The sequence below is a fragment of the Pseudooceanicola sp. DL12 genome (genome assembly GCF_056270665.1).
Genome location: NZ_CM149884.1, coordinates 1,162,556 through 1,182,985 on the forward strand (window position 1 = coordinate 1,162,556; position 20,430 = coordinate 1,182,985).

Here is a 20,430-nt window from a genome sequence, read left to right on the forward strand (position 1 = left end):
GCGCACCGATCACTGTCAGGCGCTGGCGCCCCGGCGACGGTCGTAGAGCGTGACGCCCAGCAAGATCATGATCGACAGGATGATCAGGATCGAGGACACCGCCGCGATCGTCGGGTCGACCTGGTCGCGCAAGCCCGAGAACATCTTCTTCGTCAGCGTGGTGTTCTCTCCGCCCGAGATGAAGGAAGAGATCACGACCTCGTCCAGCGAGGTGACGAAGGCGAAGAGAGCGCCAGACATCACGCCGGTCCTGATCTGCGGCAGGGTCACGTTGACAAAGGCGCGCACCGGGCTGGCGCCCAGGTTGCGGGCCGCCCGTTCCAGCCCGACATCGACATGGGTGAGCGCCGAGGACACGGTGATGATCACGAAGGGCGTCGCCAGCACCACGTGGGCCAGCACGATCCCGGCCATGGAATTGACCATGCCCAGTCGCGCGTAGAGATAGAAGAGGCCGATCGCTACCAGGATGACGGGCACGATCAGCGGGCTGATCACCGCCATCATTATGACCGCGCTCCAGCGGGAGTTTGATTTCGACAAGCCGTAGGCGGTGGCCACCCCGCAGGGTGTCGCGATCAACATGGTCAGTACGGCGGCCCGGATCGAGACCCAGATCGCCTCAAGCCATTCCGGAGAGGTGACGAAATTCTCGTACCAGCGCAGGGAGAAGGCCTTGGGCGGGAAGCTCATGAAGCGGCTGTCGTTGAAGGACATCGGTACCACGATCAGCACCGGAAGGACCAGAAAGGCCACCACCAGAACACCCAGGACATAGAGCCAGAGTCTTTGGAGGTGGGTGATCTGGGTGTCGGTTGCAGGTCTGTTGAGCATCACTTGCCTCCGAACATGCTTTCGATCCGGGCGAAGCGCCCGAGGATTATGAATAGCCCGAGCGTGATCAACAGAAGCACCACCCCCAGGGCCGAGGCTGCACCCCAGTTGAAGTATAGGGCCGCGTTTTGCTGGATCTTTATCGACATCATGATCACCTTGCCGCCGCCCAGAAGCTGCGGCGTGACGTAGAAACCCAGGCACATCACGAAGACCAGGATCGCGCCGGCGAAGACACCAGGCAGCGACAGCGGGAAGTAGACCGTCCAGAAGGCACGCAGCGGCGAGGCCCCCATGTTCGAGGCCGCATTCATGTAAGTCAGGTCGATCTGGCGCAGGCTGGAGAGCAACGGCAGGATCATGAAGGGCAGCATGACGTGCAGCATCCCGATGGTTGTACCGGTCATGTTGTTGACCAGACGCAGCGGCTCATCGGTGATGTGCAGCCCTTGCAGTACCTCGTTGATGATGCCGCGTCGTTGCAGGATCACCATCCAAGCGTAGGTCCGCACCAGCAGCGAAGTCCAGAAGGGCAGCATGACCCCGATCATCAGCAGCGCTGCCACAGTGCGCGAGCACTGGCTCATCAGGTAGGCCAGCGGATAGGCCAGTATGACTGCCAGGACCGTGACCATGATGCTGATCTGGAACGTCTGGATGAAGATGCTGACATAGGCCGGGGCCAGCATCCGTTCGTAGTTGGCAAGCGAGAAATGTCCCTCATCGACGAAGGACAGGCCCAGCAGCCAGCCCACGGGCCCGAAGATCAGCACGACCACCAGCAGCAAGGCCGGGAAGGACAGCGCCATGCTGACGAAGCTGGCGCGGCGTTCGATCCGGGCGAGTGGGCGGCTGTTGTCTGTGCCGGGGCCGGCATAGCCGAGACCGTCGTTGGTGCCCGCGCTCATGCCGCGTGCTCCGGAACCAGGATGGTGTCGGCGCGGTGCAGGGCCAGGCTGATGCGGCCGTCGTTGGCCTCCAGCCGTTCCAGGACGTCGCGGCGCGCGGAGCGACGCATCAGCAGGGTCTGGCCGCTGTCCAGCGCCACCTGGATCTGCAGCGTGTCACCCTGGAAGACCTTGCGCTCGACCGTGCCGTCAAAGCGGTTGTGGCTGTCACCGAAGGCGGGATCCCAGAAATCGAGCTTTTCGGGACGCACCATCAGGTAGCGGGCGCCAGGGCTGCCGGCTTCGACCTGAAGGGGCGTGCCGGCGAATTGGTACTGGCTGCCTCGGGCCTCGATCGGGAGCAGTGTGGATTCGCCGAGGAACTCCGCCACGAAGCTGTCAGTGGGATAGTCGTAGATCTCACGCGGCGCGCCGATCTGGGCAATTCGGCCCGAATTCAGCACCGCGATCCGGTCCGACATCGTCAGCGCCTCGCGCTGGTCATGTGTGACGTAGACGGTAGTGATGCCGAGCTTGTCGTGCAGGTTGCGGATCTCGAACTGCATGGCCTCGCGCAGGTTCTTGTCGAGCGCCGACAGCGGCTCGTCCATCAGCAGCACGTCGGGGCTGAAGACCACGGCGCGCGCCAGGGCAATCCGCTGCTTCTGCCCGCCAGAGAGCTTGGCGATGGGACGGTCCGCCAGATGCGCGAGCTGAACCAGCTCAAGCGCGCGGTTGACCCGTTCGGTGATTTCGGATTTCGAAACTCTTCGCAGCTTCAGCGGGTAGCCGACGTTCTCGGCCACGTTCATGTGCGGAAAGAGCGAGTAGCTCTGGAAAACCATGCCAAAGTTGCGCTTGTGCGGCGGTACCTGCGCGAGGTCCTTCCCGCGCGAGATTATGTGACCGCGGGTCGGGCGCACGAAACCGGCGAGGCTCATCAGCAGGGTGGTCTTGCCCGAGCCCGAAGGGCCTAGGAGGGTGAGGAATTCGCCCGGCTCGATGGCCAGGCTGACGTTATCGAGGGCGGTGAAGGCGCCATAGGTCTTTGCGACACCGATGATGTCGAGGTTGGCCGCGGTGGTCATGCCGGTCTCCGTCGTTGGGGAAGGGGGAGCTTCCCGGGGCGGTGCCCCGGGAAACGGCGAAGATCATTCGGTCATGAAGGCGTCCCAGCGTTCCTGGATCTCGGCGCCGTGTTCGGCCCAGTACGCGGCACTGACGACGGCCTGTTCCTTGGCATGCTCGGGCGAGGAAGGGCTGATCGCCTTCTGCTCGTCGGTGATCTTGCCTGTGTTGAACGCCAGCGAGGTCGTCGGCCCGTAGTTGATGTAGGAGGGCATGTTGGCCTGAAGTTCGGGCGAAATCATCCCGGCCAGCACCTGCATCGCCGCGTCCTTGTGCTTGGCCCCCTTCGGGATCGCCAGGCAGTCCATCGACAGCGTGCCCTGTTTCCAGGTGACATCGACTGGGATGCCTTCCTCGCGCAGAGCGTCGACGCGGCCGTTCCACATCGCCAGCATATCGACCTCGCCATCGGCCAGCAGCTGGACGGATTGCGCCCCTGAGGTCCACCACACTTCGATGGAAGGCTGGATTTCTTTCAGCTTGGCGAAGGCGCGATCTAGGTCCAGCGGATACAGTTGGTCGGGGGCCACGCCGTCGGCCAGCAGGGCGCCTTCGATCATGGTCTGGGGACGGCCGTACAGGGCACGGCGACCGGGGAAGTTCTCCACGTCAAAGAAGTCGGTCCAGTCCTTCGGTGGGGTCTTCAGGTCGGGATCGTAGGCAATGATGGTGGAATAGTAGATGATCCCGGCCCAGTCCGTGTCATAGGCGTCCTTGGCAAACCCGTCGACATTGACGACATCGAAGTCGAGCGGCTCCAGCAGGCCTTCCTTCTGACCTTGGGCGCATTCCATGGCACCCAGGTCCACGAGGTCCCAGGTTACAGCGCCAGAGAGTACCTGCGCGCGCACTTCGGTCAGCCCGCCCAAGGTTTCCTCGCGGATCTTGATGCCCGTCTCCTTTTCGATCGGATCGAGATAAGCTTTGCGCTGCGCCTCCTGGTATGTGCCACCCCAGGAGGCAAAGGTAATCTCGTCCTGCGCCAGGGCCGGGGCGGCCAGGGCGGTGAACACGAGAAGGCTGGAAGCAAACGTTTTTTTCATCTTGGTTTCCCTGTTGATTGGTTTTTCTGGTTTCTCGGTCGTCTGGGGGCGGCCGGTGCCTCAGGAAGCCTCGGCCGTACAGGGCGGTGTTACCTTGCGCAACGCGCGTCGGGTCATCACCAGCCCTTCGTAGATTGCCTCTTCGGCAGTGCGAGCGGTGTTGCAGTCTCCGACGGAGACGAAGGGCAGCCCTTGGCGGACCACCTCGGAGGCCAGGGCCGTCTCCGACGCTGAGCCGTTGATCAGCACGACGCTGTCCACGTCCTCGCACAGGATCGGCTGTTCGCTTGCGGCGTGGGCCAGGTAGGCAGTTTCGCCATCCACGCCGTACAGGCGCGCATAGGGAATGACCTCTACTCCGGCTTCGTGCAAGCGGCCGATCCAGTGGTCACGGACATATTGCGGGATGGTCTGCCCGGCGGTCGTTCCGTTGACGGCGAGCCGCACATGGCAGCCCTCGGAGGCCAGTCGCATCGCCATGCCGATCCCAACCCAGTCGCAGCGCCAGTCGCAGACCAGCACCCGCGCGCCGGTCCGCGCGCGGCCCGTCAGAACCTCCTCGAAGGGCAGCACGGTGCCTTCGCCCTCGATCTCCGGAGGCAGCATGGTTGATCCGGTGGCAAGCACGACGAAATCGGGAGCCTCTGCGGCGATCATCGCGGCGTCGACGCGGCTGTCGGTCCTAAGGGTGATCCCGAGGTGGTGGGCCTCGGCCAGCAGGTTGGTGATAAGCCCGCCGAACTCGGTTCGCCCCGGCAGCATCTGGGCCAGTAGCGCCTGGCCGCCGGGGGCCTGCGCCGCCTCGTGCAGGGTGACATCATGGCCGTCCTCGGCAGCGGTGATGGCGGCGCGTAGCCCGGCCGGGCCGCCGCCCACCACCATGACCTTAAGTCGGTTCGCCGCCATTTCAGGCCCGGGCAGGCGCAGCTCGCGCCCGGTGAGGGGGCTCTGGATGCAAGAGATCGAATGTCCGGAATGGAAATGCCCTATGCAGGCCTGATTGCAGCCGATGCAAGCGCGGACCTCGTTCATGCGGCCCGTTCGGACCTTGTTCGGCAGTTCGGGGTCGGTGATCAGAGCGCGGGTCATGGCGACCATGTCCGCCTGACCAGAGGTTAGCACCCGCTCGGCCACGCCGCTGTCGTTGATCCGCCCGGCAACCAGCACCGGAATATCGAGTGCGGCGCGGATCGCGGCGGCCCCGGGGGCGACATAGGCGGGGGCAAGCTCCATCGGCGGTACCACGTGGACGGAACTGCCGAGGCCTGCCATGGAGCCGATGGTCACGTTGATGTAATCGACCAGACCGGCGTCGGCCAGGCGGCGGCAGATCTCGATCACCTCGGGGCGTTCGAGCCCGTCAAGTTCAAGTTCCTCCGCCGAGATCCGCAGGCCAAGTGCCATGCCGGGGCCGACGCTGCGGCGGATCGCAGTCAGGCTGTCGGCAAGCGGTCGCATCCGGTTTTCCAGGGGCCCGCCGAACCGGTCGTTACGGCGGTTTACCCGGGGGTTCAGGAACTGGGCGAAAAGCAGGCCGTGGCTGGCCATGAGCTCTATCCCGTCATATCCCGCCTCGCGGTAGCGGCGTGCGCCTTCGGCGGCGGCGGCGATCACCTCCTCGACCATCTCGGTCGGCATTTCGCGGGGCACGACGTGGTTGCGATGCTCGGCCACGGGCGAGGGCGCGTAGACGATGCCGCGCATGCCGTCGCCCATCCGCCGGGTGACGCGGCCGGCATGCGACAGCTGGCCGATGATCCGGGCGCCATGGCGGTGCACCGCCTCTGCCAGTGCGGCAAAGGGGGCAACGGCGCTGTCCTCGTGGATGGTCAGGTCGGGCGCATCTGAAAGCGAACTTTCGTGGAAACGCGCGGATTCAGTGATAATCAGCCCGGCGCCGCCGCGGGCGCGGGCCTCATGATAGGCCACCATATGTTCGGTGGGGCGTCCGTTGCGCGACAGGTAGGTCTGGTGCCCGGTGGAGAGGATGCGGTTGCGTACCCGCATGGGGCCAATGTCGATTTCGGAAAAGAGATGAGGGTGCAGCTGGCGCAAGGGAAACTCCGCGGGGCAGAAAATGGGCAGCGGTGCCTTGCTGAAGCCTAGTTATGCGATTTCCATATTCAAAAGTTGAAATAGTAACAGGCCCATGACATGAGATTATGAGGTTGCTTCCTGGAGGATATCATGGCGCTGCGCAGCAAGGTGCCCTCGACGGGGGCGCTGTTCATGTTCGAAGCCGCCGCACGCCTGCAAAGCTTCACCCTGGCGGCTCGTGAGTTCAACGTCACGCAGCCGGCAATCAGCCGGGGGATCGGGGCGCTGGAGCGGCATCTGGGCTACAAGCTGTTCGACCGCCAGCCGACCGGGCTCAGCCTGACCGAGGAAGGCCGACTGCTGACTGCCGCCATTCAGGGCGGTTTCGGCCAGATCGAGCTGGTGCTGGACGAACTCCGGGCTCGGATGAGCGAATCGCGCAGTGTCACCCTGTCGGTCACCTCGGCCTTCGCACTACACTGGCTGATGCCGCGCTTCAGCCGCCTGACGGAGGACCTGCCCGAGGTCGCGTTACGCTACGAATTGATCCATGGTGAACCAGGCGGGCCGCTGGGAGATGCAGACTTGGCGATCCGCTATGCCTGGGAGGAGGATCCCGGCTACTGCCTGTGCTGCCAGATCGAGGAACGCGTGATCCCGGTTTGCAGCCCTGCCTACCTGGCGCAGAACGGCCGGATCGAGGATGCGCCCGAAGGGGCGGGCCATGTGCTGGCCTGCCAGAGCGGTCCGCTGCGGGTCCCGTGGGAGGTGTTCCTGTCTCGCACTGAGCTGCCGCAGATGCCCGCCGCGCAGCGGCTGGAATTCGGCGATTACGCCCTGCTGATGCAATCGGCGATCAGGGGGCAGTCGGTGGCTCTTGGCTGGTGGCATGTGATCGGCAGCGCGCTTGAAAGCGGCGAGCTGGTGCCGGCAAGCGGCCACATGCTGCGCGGACTCGACCGCTACGCGCTGGTCGCGCGGGGCGGGGCAGGGCGGCAGAGCCCGGCGGTGCGCGCGGTCATCGACTGGTTGGTGGCCGAATTCGCTGCGCTTGACGATCAGGCGCCGCACCTGGTCGAACACTGATGCCTAGCCTACCAGTGCCTTCACCTCGGCGATCTCGGCGACGGTGGCACCGGGGACGTCGGCCGCGGGCAGGGGGGGGGCGTCCCCGGATCATGTCGGCAGCCTTTTCGGCCAGCATGATCACCGTGGCGTTCAGGTTCGCCCCCACCACATGAGGCAGAACCGAGGCATCGACGATCCGCAGCCCCTGGATCCCTCGCAGGCGCAGCTCCGGATCCACGACCGACCCTTCATCCGCGCCCATCCGGCAGGTACAGCTGGGATGGAACTCCGTATCCATGGTTTCGCGCAGCCAGGCCTCTATCTCGGCATTGGTGCGGCAGGCGGCGCCGGGCCGGTCCTCGGTGATGCCCAGCCGGGCCAGCGGCTCCTGGGCCAGGATCTCCCGGGTCATCTTCACGGCCTCGCGCAGTTCGTACAGGTCGCCGGGATCGGACAGGAAGCGGAAGTCGATCAGCGGGGCATCGGCGGGATCGGCGCTGCGCAGGCGCAGTTCCCCGCGCGAACGCTGGCGCAGTTGCGACATGTGCAGGGTGAAGCCGTGCGACAGTCGAAAGGCTTCTCCCTGCTTGTCGATCTTCATCGGACCCAGGTGGTAATGCACCGCCGGTAGCGCGGTGTCGGGGCACGCGCGTGCAAAACCGCCGACCTCCCAGATGTTGGAGGCGGCAGGGCCGCTGCGGTTCAGCAGCCACTGCGCGCCGACGCGCGCCTTGCCGGCGGCACTGCCCATCCAGGCATGGGAGACGGGCGCGCGGATCCGGCAGGAAAAGCTCATGTTCAGGTGATCCTGAAGGTTCTGCCCAACCTCTTCTGCGGGAACGGCCACGGGCAGGCCCAGGGCCTCCAGCTGTGCGGCGGGGCCGATCCCGGACAGCATCAGTAGCTGGGGCGAATTGATTGCTCCGCCGCTGAGGATGACTTCTCGCGCCGCCTCGATCACCTCGGTACGGCCATTGCGGCGCAGCTCGACGCCCCGTACCCGGCCCTGGCGGATGACTAGGCGGGTGGCATGGGCGCCGGTCATGACCTGAAGGTTGGGGCGATGGCGGACCGGATGCAGGTAGGCTACCGCCGCCGAGCACCGCCGCCCGTTGACCCGCGTCGCCTCCAGCGGGCCGATGCCCAGCGGCTCGGCCCCGTTCAGATCGTCGATGCGGGCATGGCCGGCGGCTTCGGCGCTGTCGATGAATGCCTCGAAAATGGGCGAACGCAGTGTCCCCCGGGTGACGGACAGGGGACCGCTATCACCGCGATAGGCCGAGGCGCCGCGGTCCGAACGCTCTGAGCGCCGGAAATAGGGCAGCAGGTCGGCATAGCCTCAGCCTGTCAACCCCGAGGCCGCCCAGTGATCGTAATCGGCCTTCTGACCCCGGAGATAGACCAGAGAGTTGATTGAGGAGGAGCCGCCCAACACCTTGCCCCGGGGGATCGCGATCCGGCGATTGCCCAGCTCGGGCTGCGGCGTGCTGAGATAGTTCCAGTTGATGCGCGGATCGTGCCAAACCCGGTAGACACCGGCTGGCATGGTCATCATCAGCCCGCCGTCGCGACCACCGGCCTCCAGCAGCAGGACGCGGGTCTCGGAATCCTCGCTCAGGCGGTTGGCCAGGACGCAACCGGCGGATCCGGCGCCTATGATGATGTAATCGGGGGGCATGGAAGAGGACATTGGGATCTGCAGGCTTGGGGCGTTTACCCCATGCTGGGCCAGCGCCTTGGTCGCGCCAAGTCCCGAAAATCTTGTGGTCCCATGTTCTGAGATTATGAGGCTAGTAGATGGGCGGCGACACGATCCAGATTACCACTGCGGGCTCTTCCTTTTCGTTGCGCCAGGCGTAGGGTTTGCCGGCGAACTGGAAGCTGTCGCCGGGCGAGAGCACGAAGGCTTCTTCGTCCAAGATCAGCGTGAGCTGCCCCGAAAGCAGCAGGCCGCCGTCCTCGCTGGGGCGTGGCGGGCGTGGCGGGCCGCTTTCGGACCGCGGTGCGAAGGTAGACTTGATCATCTCGAAGCTGCCGCTCAGCGTCGGCGAGAGGAGCTCTTCGACCAGGCCGCTGTCGCTTGAGCCGAGCGGCACGCGGTCTGCTGCACGCAGGATTAGCCCACGTTCAGTGGCCTCGCGGCTGGAAGAGCGAAAGAAGAACGAGATGTTGACGCCGAACAGCGCCGCGATCTGTTCCAGGTCGCGGATGGCAGGGGCGGCATTGCCGCGCTCGATCAGGCTGAGCCAGCCGGCCGAGCGCCCGACAGCTTCTGCCAACTGCTGAAGGGTCATTCCACGGGATTTGCGCAGGGCGCGGATATCGTCACCGACCTGAGGGTTCATCTTGATGCCTTTCGCCCGGAAAGGGCGCGCGCCAAAAGTGACGTAAATGGCAAGCAATGGCAAGAATATCAATAATAGTAAAAAAATTGTATAAAAAATAAAAAAATGCTTCAAAAATTTAGTTTGGCGTGGATAGATGACGACATGCCGGATGATCCGGTGTTTCCCCCATAACCAGGAGCCGTCATGCCCTCCCTTCCGTCCAAAGCCCGCGTCGTCATCATCGGCGGCGGTATCTCCGGCTGCTCGGTGGCCTATCATCTTGCCCAGCTTGGCTGGACCGACATCGTCCTGCTGGAGCGCAAGCAACTGACCTCAGGCACCACCTGGCACGCAGCAGGTCTGATCGGTCAGCTCCAGGCCAGCCAGAACCGCACGCGGCTCGCCAAGTATTCCGCCGATCTCTACACCCGGCTGGAGGCCGAAACCGGGCTGGCGACCGGCTTCCGCCAGTGCGGCTCCATGACGGTTGCGCTCAGTGACGAGCGCCGCGAGGAGATCCTGCGCCTGGCCGCCCAGGCCCGCGCTTTCGGCGTAGAGGTGAACGAGCTTTCGCCTTCCGAGGTCGGCGTGCTTTACCCGCATCTGAATCTTGAGGGCGTGCGCGCCGGCGTGCACCTGCCCCATGACGGCCAGGCCGATCCTGGCAACATCGCCCTGGCCCTGGCCAAGGGCGCCCGCCAGCGCGGCGCGCTGATCGCAGAACAGGTCAAGGTCACCAAAGTTCTTCAGCAGGACGGCCACGTCACCGGTGTCGACTACGAACAGGACGGCGAACCGGGACATATAGACTGCGATCACGTAGTCAACTGTGGCGGCATGTGGGGCCGAGACCTGGCCTGGCAGAATGGCGTCACCCTGCCGCTGCACGCCTGCGAACACTTCTATATCGTAACCGAGAATATCCCCGAACTGTCGCAGCTGCCGGTGCTGCGTGTGCCCGACGAATGTGCCTACTACAAGGAAGACGCAGGAAAGATCCTGCTGGGCGCTTTCGAGCCAAAGGCAAAGCCCTGGGGTATGAGCGGTATTCCGGAAAGCTTCGAATTCGATCAGCTACCCGATGACTTCGACCATTTCGAGCCGATCCTCGAGAAGGCCATCAACCGCATGCCGATGCTGGCCGAGGCGGGCATTCACACCTTCTTCAACGGCCCCGAGAGCTTTACGCCCGACGACCGCTACTACCTGGGCGAGGCGCCCGAGCTGAAGAACTACTGGGTTGCCGCGGGCTACAACTCCATCGGCATCATCTCTTCGGGCGGCGCCGGCATGGCGCTGGCGCAGTGGATGACCGACGGAGAGCCGCCGTTCGACCTTTGGGAGGTCGACATCCGCCGCGCCCAGCCCTTCCAGCGCAACCGCCGCTACCTGAAGGAGCGGGTGACGGAAACCCTGGGCCTGCTCTATGCCGACCACTTCCCCTATCGCCAGCCCGACACCGCGCGGGGAGTGCGCCGCTCTCCGATACATGCGCAGCTGGAACAGGCCGGCGCCGTCTTCGGAGAGACGGCCGGCTGGGAGCGCCCAAACTGGTTCGCCGATCCGGGGCAGGAGCGGGTCTATGGCTACAGTTGGAAGCGGCAGAACTGGTTCGAAAATTCCAAACGCGAACATATGGCGCTGCGTGAAGGCGTGGGCCTTCTTGACATGACCTCCTTCGGCAAGATCCGTGTGGAAGGGCCCGATGCGCTGGCCTTCCTGCAGAAGATCTGCGCCAACCAGATGGATGTCCCGGCGGGCCGGATCGTCTATACTCAGATGCTGAACAAACGCGGCGGCATCGAATGCGACCTGACCGTCACACGGCTGTCGGAAACTGCCTATTACCTGGTCGTGCCGGGCGCCACGCTGCAACGTGACCTGGCCTGGCTGCGCCGTCATGTCGGCGACGCGCTGGTCGTGATCACCGACATCACCGCCTCCGAAGCGGTCTTCCCGCTGATGGGCCCGCTGTCGCGCGAGCTGCTGGCCCGGGTGTCGCCGGACGATTTCTCCAATGCGGCGCATCCCTTCGGCACCGCCCGCGAGGTCGAGATCGGCATGGGCCTGGCCCGCGCGCATCGCGTCTCCTACGTGGGGGAGCTGGGCTGGGAGCTTTGCGTCAGTAGTGACCAAGCTGCCCATGTCTTCGAGACCCTTGTAGAGGCCGGGGCCGACATGGGGCTGAAGCTCTGCGGGCTGCACGCCATGGACAGCTGCCGGATCGAGAAGGCCTTCCGCCACTTCGGCCATGACATCACCGACGAGGATCACGTGCTGGAAGCCGGCCTAGGCTTTGCGGTGAAGACCGACAAGGGCGATTTCATCGGCCGCGAGGCCGTGCTCCGCAAGCGCGAGGACGGTCTGTCGCGTCGCATGGTGCAGTTCCGCCTGACCGATCCCGAGCCGCTGCTGTTCCACAACGAACCCGTCCTGCGTGATGGAGAGATCGTGGGCTTCGTCACCTCGGGGGCCTATGGCCATGCGCTAGGTGGTGCGATCGGTATGGGGTACGTGCCCTGCAGGACCCCCGGTGAGAGCACCGCAGAGATGCTTGCCTCGTCCTACGAAATTGAGATCGCCGGAGTTCGCCATGTCGCGGAAGCCAGCTTCAAGCCGCTCTACGATCCGCGCTCCGAACGGATGCGCGGCTGATCGGAATATTCCAGGGAGAATATGCAGATGAAGATTCTCGTCCCCGTAAAACGGGTGATCGACTACAACGTGAAGGTCCGCGTCAAGGCGGATGGGAGCGGGGTGGATCTTGCCAATGTGAAGATGTCGATGAACCCGTTCGACGAGATCGCCGTGGAAGAGGCGATCCGTCTGAAGGAGAAAGGCGTCGCGACAGAGGTCGTGGCTGTGTCCGTCGGCGTGAAGCAGGCGCAGGAAACGCTGCGCACCGCGCTGGCCATGGGGGCCGACCGGGCGATCCTGGTGGTGGCCGCCGAGGATGTGCATCAGGACATCGAACCGCTGGCCGTGGCCAAGATCCTCAAGGCCGTGATCGACGCCGAGAAGCCGCAGCTGGTGATCGCCGGCAAGCAGGCCATCGACAACGACATGAACGCCACCGGCCAGATGCTGGCCGCGCTGACCGGCTGGTCCCAGGCGACCTTCGCCGGCAAGGTCGAGATCGAGGGTGAGGTCGCCACCGTCACGCGCGAGGTCGACGGCGGTCTGCAAACGATCAAGATTTCCCTGCCCGCAGTCGTCACGGCCGACCTGCGGCTAAACGAGCCGCGCTATGCCTCGCTGCCCAACATCATGAAGGCCAAGAAGAAACCTCTGGTGGAAAAGACCGCCGCCGATCTGAGCGTCGATGTCTCTCCGCGTCTCGAAGTCATCAAGACCTCCGAGCCCGTCGCCCGTCAGGCTGGCGAGATGGTGGGATCGGTCGATGAGCTGGTCGCGAAACTGAAAGATAAAGGGGTCCTGTGATGGCTGTTCTCCTGCTTGCCGAGATCAATGAGGGTGCGCTGGCGATGGATGCCACTGCCAAGGCCGTGACGGCCTCTGCCACCCTGGGCGAGGTGACGGTGCTATGTGCTGGTTCGGGCGCCGGGTCGGCCGCCGTCGAGGCTGCCGCCATCGCGGGTGTTGCGAAGGTGCTGGTGGCCGAGGATGCGCTTTATGGTCATCGCCTGGCCGAACCTACTGCGGCGCTGATCCTGTCGCTGGCCGAGGGTTACAGCCACATAGCCGCTCCGGCGACCGCTGATGCGAAGAACATCATGCCGCGCGTTGCCGCGCTGCTCGACGTGATGATACTGTCCGACGTGACTGCCGTGGTCGACGCGGAAACCTTTGAGCGCCCGATTTATGCCGGCAACGCGCTTCAGACGGTGAAATCACTGGATTCGGTAAAGGTGATCACCTTTCGGACCTCGACGTTCGACGCGGCACTCGCAGGCGGCGCGGCCACGGTCGAGGCGGTTGCCGCGGGCGCCGATCCGGCGCTGTCGGAATGGTTGGAAGAGAAGGTGGCGGAAAGCGACCGCCCCGAGCTGACATCGGCGAAGATCGTTGTTTCGGGCGGCCGGGGTGTCGGCTCGGAGGCAGATTTCGCGCTGATTGCAGGTATGGCGGACAAGCTGGGCGCAGCGGTGGGGGCCTCGCGCGCCGCGGTCGATTCGGGCTTTGCGCCGAACGACTGGCAAGTTGGCCAGACCGGCAAGGTGGTTGCGCCGGATCTCTATGTTGCTGTGGGGATTTCCGGCGCGATTCAGCACCTTGCAGGGATGAAGGATTCAAGGGTGATCGTCGCGATCAATAAGGACGAGGAGGCACCGATCTTCCAGGTGGCCGACTACGGCCTGGTCGCCGACCTCTTTGAGGCCGTGCCCGAGCTGACCGGAAAACTCTGATCCGAAAGATAACCCAGAAAAGGCCCGCCCCGGCGGGCCTTTTTGCTGCGCATCGGGCCGGGGTGTGGAATGGTCCGCAGCCCCTGATCGCGGAGGTCGATACTAATTTCAAGGTATGGTTGGGTCCGGTTTTCTTTAGAATATAGCGGTATTTTAAGGATATTTCCCCACCATTTCGCGATCTGCCATAATTTTCAGTAATGGCGGTCCAAGATTATCCGATCTTCTTGTCCGTCGGGATGGCGCCTAGGATGCACTAGGGGCCACCGGCGCCCGCCGGTCAGCGTGACCCTGGATGCTCCTCATCCCGGGCCCCGGCCAAGATGACAGGACCGCCCTCCGGGGACCGCCCTGCAAGGAGAAAAACGTGACACAGAATACACCCCTGGCCGAGGCTGCCCGTCGACACATGTTCGACCCGGCGGCCAGCCTTCAGACCATCGGACATAAAGCCCTGCCGCGCCTCGACCACGCCGAGGGTATCTATGTCTTCGACGATAACGGCCACCGCCTGATCGACGGGCCTGCTGGCATGTGGTGCACCCAGGTCGGCTACAATCGCCGCGAGATTGCCGATGCGATGGCCACGCAGGCGATGAACCTTTCCTATACCTCGCCTTGGTACATGGGCAACACGCCCTCGATCCGGCTGGCCGAGAAGATCGCAAGCCTCACACCGGGCGATCTGAATCGGGTGTTTTTTACCACCGGGGGCTCAACCGCCGTCGACACGGCCCTGCGCTTTGTCGAGTTCCGCAACAACGTGCGAGGCTTGAAGGACAAGAAAGGCATTATAGTTCAGGTTGATGGATATCATGGCAGCACCGCGCTGACCGCAGCCTGTTCAGGACGCTTTGGCGGAGCCGCGAATTTCGATGTAGATAACCCGCGCATTCACTTCATCTCGAGCCCGAACCCGCGCCGTTTCCCCGGCAAAACCGAAGGCGAGGTCTGTGATTTTCTCGTGAACGAGTTCCGTGACACCGTCGAGAAGGTCGGCCCCGGCAACATCGCTGCCTTCCTGACCGAGCCACTGCTTGCCTCCGGTGGCATGATCCTGCCTCCTGAGGGCTACCACTCCCGGATCAAGGCAATCTGCGAGGCCCATGACATCGTCTACATCTCTGACGAGGTCGTCACAGGCTTTGGTCGTCTGGGTGATTGGTTCGCTCTCGAGTCGGTCTTTGGTGTCACTCCCGACATCGTGACCTTCGCCAAGGGGCTGACCTCGGGCTATGTGCCGCTGGGTGGGCTGGCGATTTCCGAGCGGCTGCTCGACAACATTTCGGGCGACAATGCCCACGGCGCTTATTTCAACAACGGCTACACCTATTCCGGTCACCCGGTCAGCTGTGCGGCGGCCCTTGCGAATATCAAGATCTTCGAGGATGAGGCGCTGCTGGATCACGTGCGCGACATCGCACCCTATTTCGAGGCCCAGCTGAAGTCGCTTTCGGATTTGCCGGTGGTGGTCGATGTGCGTACCCAGGGCCTGCTGGGCTGTGTCGAATGCATGGTGCAGCCGGGTCCGGCGCAGGCGGTCGGCGAGACAGACCGGGCCCTGGGGGAGAAGATCGATCGCTATGCCTTCGAGAAGGGGCTGATCGTGCGCCCACTCGGCAATATGTGTGTGTTGTCGCCGCCTCTGGTTATTACCAGGGCACAGATCGATGAGATGGTCGCCATCCTTCGCGCGGCGATCCAGCAGGCTGCCGAAGAACTGGTACAGGCGGCCTGAGGCTCTTTTCGGTGGCGGCCTCGGGGGCGCCCCTTAAATCAAGACGAAACGGCCCCGGATCCCTCCGGGGCCGTTATGCTTTCAGGCGTTACAGGAGGGCCAAGCCAGGCTCAGGCGGGAAAGCCTTCCGCGCGGAAGACTTCCTCACCACCCAGCAGGGTCAGCAGCACCTGGGTCTTTGCGATGTCGTGGACATCGCAGGCAAGGAGGTCCTGATTGATGATGATCAGGTCGGCCAGGTTGCCGACCGACAGCGCGCCGGTGTCGGGGCGCCAGGCCGCGCGGGCGGCATTCACCGTGTAGGCTTTCAAAGCCTGTTCGCGGGTCAGTCGCTGCGATGGTGTCAGTGGCGGATAGTCGGGGGCATCCGTGGGCTGGCGCGTGATCGCTGTCTGCATGATCCAGAACGGGTTCTGGCTGGATACCCCCCAGTCGCTGGTCAGCACGCCGAGGGCCCCTGCCTCTAGCAGTGAGGCGAAGGGATATATCCAGTCCTCCAGCTCGGGGCCGGCCATCGGCATCGCAACTTCGGTCACCGAGGGTTCGCGCCGCGCCCAGAGCGCCTGGATGTTGGCCACTCCGCCAAGTTGCCCCAGCCGGGGGATGTCCTCTGGACGGACGTATTCGAGATGGGTCATTTGGTGCAGCGAGGGCCAGGCGCCATTGGCGTGCATGGCCGCCTCCAGCGCATCCAGACCTGCACGGACGGCGGCATCGCCGATCACGTGCATGTGCAGCTGAAAACGTGCGGCATCGAAGGCGATACACAGCTCCTTGAGCTGGTCGGTGGCGAACATCAGCGGAGCGTTGCCGCCCTCGGCATCGGCATAATCCTTGAGCATGGCGGCGGTGCGGTTTTCCAGCACGCCGTCCAGAAACACCTTGACCGAATGCAGCCGGAACAGTGGGCTGTCATGGTCGGCCCGCATCTGCAGCGCACGCTCCATGGCCTGAGGCAGCGTTTCGTCCGCGGTGACATGGATCGCCCCGCCGACCCGTAGCTTCAGTGTGCCGTCCTCGACCATGGACTGATAGACCCGGGCGTGGCGGGGCTGCACCATCGGGTCGATGATCCCGGTGATGCCCACCTCGTGGCATAGCGCCTGGGCATGCCTCACGCCGAAGCGGTAGTCGCTGTCAGGGATTTCTCCGATGCGGTCCTTTGCCCAGTACAGCGCCTGTTCATGCAGCATTCCGGTGGGGGTTCCGTCGGCGCGACGGGTGAAATGTCCGTTGTAGGGATCGGGGCTTTCGGCTGTCATGCCCAGGAGCTCGCAGCCACGCGAATTCAGGCAGGCGCTATGCAGGTCCGAACCGTAGATGAGCACCGGACGATCGGGCACCATCCTGTCCAGCACCTCGCGGTCAAGGTTCGCATCCGAGAAGAGGCCGCAGTAGAAGCCGACCCCGAAGACCCAATCGCGGTCATGGCTGGCGGCGAAATCACCAAGCGCACGGGCCATATCTGCTTCGGTGCGACAGCTGTAGAGATCGGCCATTGTGCCGGTGTAATAGCCGCTGTCCTGGAGATGGATGTGCAAGTCTTGCAGTCCGGGGAGGATTTGGCGCCCGCCGGCATCGAGTTGCCGGGTGGCGCCGGCAAAGCGCGGCCGCAGGTCGGCCTCTTCCCCAAGGGCGACAACCCGGCCCTCTCGAATGGCAAGGGCCGTCGCCCGCGGCAGAAGCGGGTCCATCGTCACGATGTCGGCATTGTAGATCAGCAGGTCAGCAGTCATGAAATGGCCTTATGGTCGGCGGGCCTGTCCCGGGACGGCTTCCCGGAGTGTCCGCATGGCGGAGCGGCCCTGGATGCCGGAAGGTTCTTTGACGAAACCGGACCGGGCGCGCCCCCTTTTGGGTGTGTCTTTTCCGGGCATTCGATCATTGCGGCGCCTCCATTTGCGCAACCGCTAAGCGATGCTTGCCCGCTCTTCAGAATAGGCGGCGTCGCGCAGCGGGCGAAGGTTGAAATACTGCTGTCGGCATGACAGCAAGTAATGGCAAACAGGAAGGCCAAGAATGACTTTGCGCTCCAAGATCCCCACGACAGGATCGCTTTTCGTGTTCGACGCCGCCGCACGGCACCTGAACTTCACCAATGCGGCCCGGGAATTCAACGTGACACAGCCGGCGGTCAGTCGTTCGATCCGCGCGCTGGAGCAGCATCTGGACTGCCAGCTGTTCGAACGCAACCATGCCGGGTTGGAGTTGACCGAACAGGGGCGTTTCCTGCACGAGGCGTTACAGGGTGGCTTTTTCCAGATCGAGGCCGCGCTGGACGAGTTGAAGCTGAGCCTGGCCGAAGAGCAGACCGTTTCGCTTTCGATTACCTCCGCGTTCGCGCTGCACTGGCTGATGCCGCGGCTGCCGCACCTGAAGGCGCTGATGCCCGATATCTCCCTTCGCTTCGAGCTGATCCACGGCGAGCCCGAGGGACCGATCGGTAGTGCCGACCTGGCGATCCGCTATGACTGGAAGTCGGGCCCCGGCGTGACCATCTGGCCCGCCACCGACGAACTGGTGATCCCGGTGTGCAGCCCCGACTACCTTGCACGGCATGGCTATATTGACGATCCCGCCTCGAAAGCAGAGTGCCATTCCCTGGGAGAGCTGACCGCCAAGATGTGGGAGGCCGAAAGCTGGGAGGTCTTCCTGAATGCGGTGCAGCTGGGCCCGATGGACGAGGCATCACGAATGGCCTTCTCTGATTACGGTTTGGTGCTTCAATCGGCGCTCAAGGGCCAGTGCGTTGCCCTTGGCTGGTGGCATGTGGTCGCCGGAGAACTTGAAAGCGGAGAACTGGTGCCCGCCAGTCGCCGCTTCCAGCGCGAGCTTGACACCTATTGTTTCGTCGCGCGGGGCTCTCCAGGAGAGCAGCGCGAGGCGGTACAGCGGGTTCTGGACTGGCTGCTTCACGAATATGCCCGGCAGGAAGTGTCCTTCCGGCCGGTGCGTGAGGCTGCCACGATCTACTGAAACTTGCCCGGCACAGGACGTTCGCGCTGTGTCACGGCGGGAGGGCCGCCGAAGGTGCGTGCGGCGCGGTGGCCATCATATACCGCCTGGGCGATGATCCCCGGAGCGCTGCAATCGCCGATCCGGTCCAATGTCTTTAGGCCCAGCCCCTGCAGCTCTTCCCACAGCGTCTCGTCCGGCGCGCGGCTTGTAACCGGCAGGAACAGGTCGCAGGGCAGGGTGCTTTCCTGGCCGGTATGGACGCAGCAGGTGATCGCGCAGTCGGGTGTCAGCCCGCTGACCGTGCGGTTCAGCACGATTTCCACCCCGAGTTCGTGCAGGCGGCGGTGAGTGCGGACCTGTTCGGCGGTCACTTCGGACCAGGCGGCAACCAGCTCTCGGCTGGTAACATAGCAAACCGGGTGACCGCGCCGGGCCAGGAGCTCTGCCAGGGCGGATCCCATGTAGTAGTGGTCATCATCAAAGACCACAACGCGGGTTGACAAGGGCAGCTCGGGGGGCAGGCCCGTCATTACCATCTCGGGGCTCAGCGTGCGGGGATCGGCGTAGGAGGGCACGCCGGAGGGGAAGCTGCGGCCACGGCCATCGACCCGCCAGCGGCTACCAGTCGCTACCAGCACATGGGGCACGCCCAGTTCCTGTACCATCTCGGCGGTGACGTGGCTCTGCAAGAAGACCTCGACGTTGGGCAGCTGGTTCAGCTGCTGTACGCGCCAGTCGCGCACGCGACCCCATTCGGCAAGACCCGGCAGCCGTGTTTCCAGCTCCAGCCGGCCGCCCAGGGCCGTACCGGCCTCGGCCAGGGTCACCCGGGCCCCGCGCCGGCCCAGAGAAACGGCGGCCTCCAAACCCGCGGGGCCCGCCCCGACGATAAGCACCTCGGGGACATCAGGCAGCGGTGCGATGGTCTCGGGGTGCCAGCTGTTGCGCCATTCCTCGCCCATGGTCGGGTTCTGGGTGCAGCGGATCGGGGCGCCCAGGCCATCATGGGCGTAGCAGATGTTGCAGCCGATGCATTCGCGGATGTCCTCGTGACGGCCCTCGCGCAGCTTGCGGGGCAGGAAGGGATCGGCGATCGAGGGGCGGGCGGCACCGATCAGGTCCAGCACCCCGCGCCGCAGCTGCGCCACCATGGCATCGGGGCTGGTGAAGCGGCCGACGCCGACCACCGGCTTGCCTGTCAGCGCCTTCACGTGGCTCACTTGCGCCTCTAGAGAGCCCTGCTCGACGAAGCGCGAAACGCCCATCTCGTGGCTGTAATCGGACACCGTCACGTCGAACAGGTCGACCAGCGGGGCGATTTCCTCCAGCAGGCGTGCGCGTTCCTCGCGGGCGAGGGCATCGGGCTGGCCGACGTCGATGCGCAGAGCGATTGCGCAATGCGTGCCGATCGCCTCGCGCATGTCGTCCAGCAGCATCTTCAGCAACGCCGAGCGCCCCGCCGCATCTCCGCCGAACGCGTCCAGCCGCAGGTTTACCTGCGGGTTGAGGAATTGCGCCAGAAGATAGTTGTGCGCAGCGTAGCCGTAAACGACGTCGAACCCGGCACTACGGGCGCGCAGGGCGGCATCAAGGTGCCATTGCCGCAGGTTGGAAATGTCCTGGCGATCCATCCGGCGCGATTGCCAGGGAGCGCCGCCGACGGGCAGGCTTTCTGCCGAAAGCGGCGCGGCACGGGACACAAGGTTGGCGCTGCGCATCCCTCCATGCCACAGCTCGACCCCGGCCAGTGCACCGTGGCGATGCACCTTGCCAGTCATCAGCGCCAGGGCGCGGACATCATCCTCGTCCCAGAGGCTGGCATAGGGATAGGCGCCGTCATCGGAGCTGGGGTGGATCGAACAGTATTCCGTGCAGACCACGCCCCAGCCGCCCTCTGCCTTTGCTTCTCGCATGGCAGCATGGGTTTCGGGCATCCGGTATCCCATGCCGGTGCAGTGAGGCACCTGGAAGAACCGGTTCGGAGCGGTGACGGGCCCCAGTTGGAGAGGTTGGAAGAGAATGTCGAATGGGCTGCTCAAGGGG

Annotated in this window: 15 protein-coding genes and 1 pseudogene; 6 read left to right on the forward strand and 10 right to left on the reverse strand. The window is 64.3% G+C overall.

The features are described from left to right. Positions 1 to 15: 15 nt before the first annotated feature. From AC0WR5_RS05420 to AC0WR5_RS05440, 5 genes are all read right to left on the reverse strand, one after another. On the reverse strand, positions 16 to 834 hold the full coding sequence (locus AC0WR5_RS05420; RefSeq protein WP_475867535.1) for an ABC transporter permease: 819 nt from the start codon (positions 832 to 834) through the stop codon (positions 16 to 18). Then, positions 834 to 1,742 carry an ABC transporter permease gene (locus tag AC0WR5_RS05425; RefSeq protein ID WP_475867536.1) on the reverse strand — a complete coding sequence of 303 codons (909 nt, stop codon included), beginning with the start codon at positions 1,740 to 1,742 and terminating at the stop codon, positions 834 to 836. Before AC0WR5_RS05425 ends, AC0WR5_RS05420 begins: the two co-directional genes overlap by 1 nt. Beyond that, a complete protein-coding gene (locus tag AC0WR5_RS05430) occupies positions 1,739 to 2,809 on the reverse strand; it encodes an ABC transporter ATP-binding protein (RefSeq protein ID WP_475867537.1) in 1,071 nt (356 codons plus the stop codon). The genes AC0WR5_RS05425 and AC0WR5_RS05430 overlap by 4 nt, the downstream gene beginning before the upstream one ends. A gap of 63 nt (positions 2,810 to 2,872) precedes the next feature. Next, a complete protein-coding gene (locus AC0WR5_RS05435; protein WP_475867538.1) occupies positions 2,873 to 3,892 on the reverse strand; it encodes an ABC transporter substrate-binding protein in 1,020 nt (339 codons plus the stop codon). 60 nt (positions 3,893 to 3,952) lie between these two features. Further along, positions 3,953 to 5,947 (reverse strand): oxidoreductase, encoded by a 1,995-nt coding sequence (locus AC0WR5_RS05440; protein ID WP_475867539.1) that lies wholly within the window; start codon positions 5,945 to 5,947, stop codon positions 3,953 to 3,955. A gap of 132 nt (positions 5,948 to 6,079) precedes the next feature. On the opposite strand from AC0WR5_RS05440, the gene AC0WR5_RS05445 reads away from it, so the two are divergent. Continuing rightward, positions 6,080 to 7,015 carry a LysR substrate-binding domain-containing protein gene (locus AC0WR5_RS05445; RefSeq protein ID WP_475867540.1) on the forward strand — a complete coding sequence of 312 codons (936 nt, stop codon included), beginning with the start codon at positions 6,080 to 6,082 and terminating at the stop codon, positions 7,013 to 7,015. Here AC0WR5_RS05445 and AC0WR5_RS05450 read toward each other — a convergent pair. From AC0WR5_RS05450 to AC0WR5_RS05460, 3 genes and pseudogenes are all read right to left on the reverse strand, one after another. Next, complete coding sequence (locus tag AC0WR5_RS05450) at positions 6,948 to 7,793, reverse strand: GMC oxidoreductase (protein WP_475868902.1); 846 nt, start codon at positions 7,791 to 7,793, stop codon at positions 6,948 to 6,950. The genes AC0WR5_RS05445 and AC0WR5_RS05450 overlap by 68 nt on opposite strands. A 15-nt stretch (positions 7,794 to 7,808) precedes the next feature. After that, positions 7,809 to 8,687: pseudogene (locus AC0WR5_RS05455) on the reverse strand (GMC family oxidoreductase); the annotation flags it as partial. Between the two features lie 100 nt (positions 8,688 to 8,787). Then, positions 8,788 to 9,342: a helix-turn-helix domain-containing protein gene (locus tag AC0WR5_RS05460; RefSeq protein WP_475867541.1), complete on the reverse strand. Its 555-nt coding sequence runs from the start codon at positions 9,340 to 9,342 to the stop codon at positions 8,788 to 8,790. 186 nt (positions 9,343 to 9,528) lie between these two features. Between AC0WR5_RS05460 and AC0WR5_RS05465 the strand changes: the two genes are divergently transcribed. From AC0WR5_RS05465 to AC0WR5_RS05480, 4 genes are all read left to right on the forward strand, one after another. Next, positions 9,529 to 11,979: a GcvT family protein gene (locus tag AC0WR5_RS05465; protein WP_475867542.1), complete on the forward strand. Its 2,451-nt coding sequence runs from the start codon at positions 9,529 to 9,531 to the stop codon at positions 11,977 to 11,979. A gap of 27 nt (positions 11,980 to 12,006) precedes the next feature. Further along, positions 12,007 to 12,765: an electron transfer flavoprotein subunit beta/FixA family protein gene (locus AC0WR5_RS05470; protein WP_475867543.1), complete on the forward strand. Its 759-nt coding sequence runs from the start codon at positions 12,007 to 12,009 to the stop codon at positions 12,763 to 12,765. Next, positions 12,765 to 13,691, forward strand: coding sequence for an electron transfer flavoprotein subunit alpha/FixB family protein (locus tag AC0WR5_RS05475; RefSeq protein ID WP_475867544.1), 927 nt, complete (start codon positions 12,765 to 12,767; stop codon positions 13,689 to 13,691). Before AC0WR5_RS05470 ends, AC0WR5_RS05475 begins: the two co-directional genes overlap by 1 nt. A gap of 367 nt (positions 13,692 to 14,058) precedes the next feature. Beyond that, complete coding sequence (locus AC0WR5_RS05480; RefSeq protein WP_475867545.1) at positions 14,059 to 15,429, forward strand: aminotransferase; 1,371 nt, start codon at positions 14,059 to 14,061, stop codon at positions 15,427 to 15,429. A gap of 110 nt (positions 15,430 to 15,539) precedes the next feature. Here AC0WR5_RS05480 and AC0WR5_RS05485 read toward each other — a convergent pair whose 3' ends face one another. Beyond that, on the reverse strand, positions 15,540 to 17,165 hold the full coding sequence (locus AC0WR5_RS05485) for an amidohydrolase (protein WP_475867546.1): 1,626 nt from the start codon (positions 17,163 to 17,165) through the stop codon (positions 15,540 to 15,542). A gap of 283 nt (positions 17,166 to 17,448) precedes the next feature. On the opposite strand from AC0WR5_RS05485, the gene AC0WR5_RS05490 reads away from it, so the two are divergent. Beyond that, positions 17,449 to 18,405, forward strand: coding sequence for a LysR family transcriptional regulator (locus AC0WR5_RS05490; protein WP_475867547.1), 957 nt, complete (start codon positions 17,449 to 17,451; stop codon positions 18,403 to 18,405). On the opposite strand, the gene AC0WR5_RS05495 is transcribed toward AC0WR5_RS05490, so the two are convergent. Then, entirely contained in the window at positions 18,399 to 20,426 is a 2,028-nt protein-coding gene (locus AC0WR5_RS05495; RefSeq protein ID WP_475867548.1) for an oxidoreductase, read from the reverse strand. The two genes, AC0WR5_RS05490 and AC0WR5_RS05495, sit on opposite strands and share 7 nt — an antisense overlap. Positions 20,427 to 20,430 lie beyond the last annotated feature (4 nt).

Bases quoted from the DNA above. Each gene is read 5' to 3' on its own strand.
- AC0WR5_RS05430 (WP_475867537.1), bottom strand. From the start codon at position 2,809: ATGACCACCGCGGCCAACCTCGACATCATCGGTGTCGCAAAGACCTAT.
- AC0WR5_RS05425 (WP_475867536.1), bottom strand. From the start codon at position 1,742: ATGAGCGCGGGCACCAACGACGGTCTCGGCTATGCCGGCCCCGGCACA.
- AC0WR5_RS05485 (WP_475867546.1), bottom strand. From the start codon at position 17,165: ATGACTGCTGACCTGCTGATCTACAATGCCGACATCGTGACGATGGAC.
- AC0WR5_RS05445 (WP_475867540.1), top strand. From the start codon at position 6,080: ATGGCGCTGCGCAGCAAGGTGCCCTCGACGGGGGCGCTGTTCATGTTC.
- AC0WR5_RS05470 (WP_475867543.1), top strand. From the start codon at position 12,007: ATGAAGATTCTCGTCCCCGTAAAACGGGTGATCGACTACAACGTGAAG.
- AC0WR5_RS05435 (WP_475867538.1), bottom strand. From the start codon at position 3,892: ATGAAAAAAACGTTTGCTTCCAGCCTTCTCGTGTTCACCGCCCTGGCC.
- AC0WR5_RS05465 (WP_475867542.1), top strand. From the start codon at position 9,529: ATGCCCTCCCTTCCGTCCAAAGCCCGCGTCGTCATCATCGGCGGCGGT.
- AC0WR5_RS05450 (WP_475868902.1), bottom strand. From the start codon at position 7,793: ATGAGCTTTTCCTGCCGGATCCGCGCGCCCGTCTCCCATGCCTGGATG.
- AC0WR5_RS05475 (WP_475867544.1), top strand. From the start codon at position 12,765: ATGGCTGTTCTCCTGCTTGCCGAGATCAATGAGGGTGCGCTGGCGATG.
- AC0WR5_RS05420 (WP_475867535.1), bottom strand. From the start codon at position 834: ATGCTCAACAGACCTGCAACCGACACCCAGATCACCCACCTCCAAAGA.
- AC0WR5_RS05490 (WP_475867547.1), top strand. From the start codon at position 17,449: ATGACTTTGCGCTCCAAGATCCCCACGACAGGATCGCTTTTCGTGTTC.
- AC0WR5_RS05460 (WP_475867541.1), bottom strand. From the start codon at position 9,342: ATGAACCCTCAGGTCGGTGACGATATCCGCGCCCTGCGCAAATCCCGT.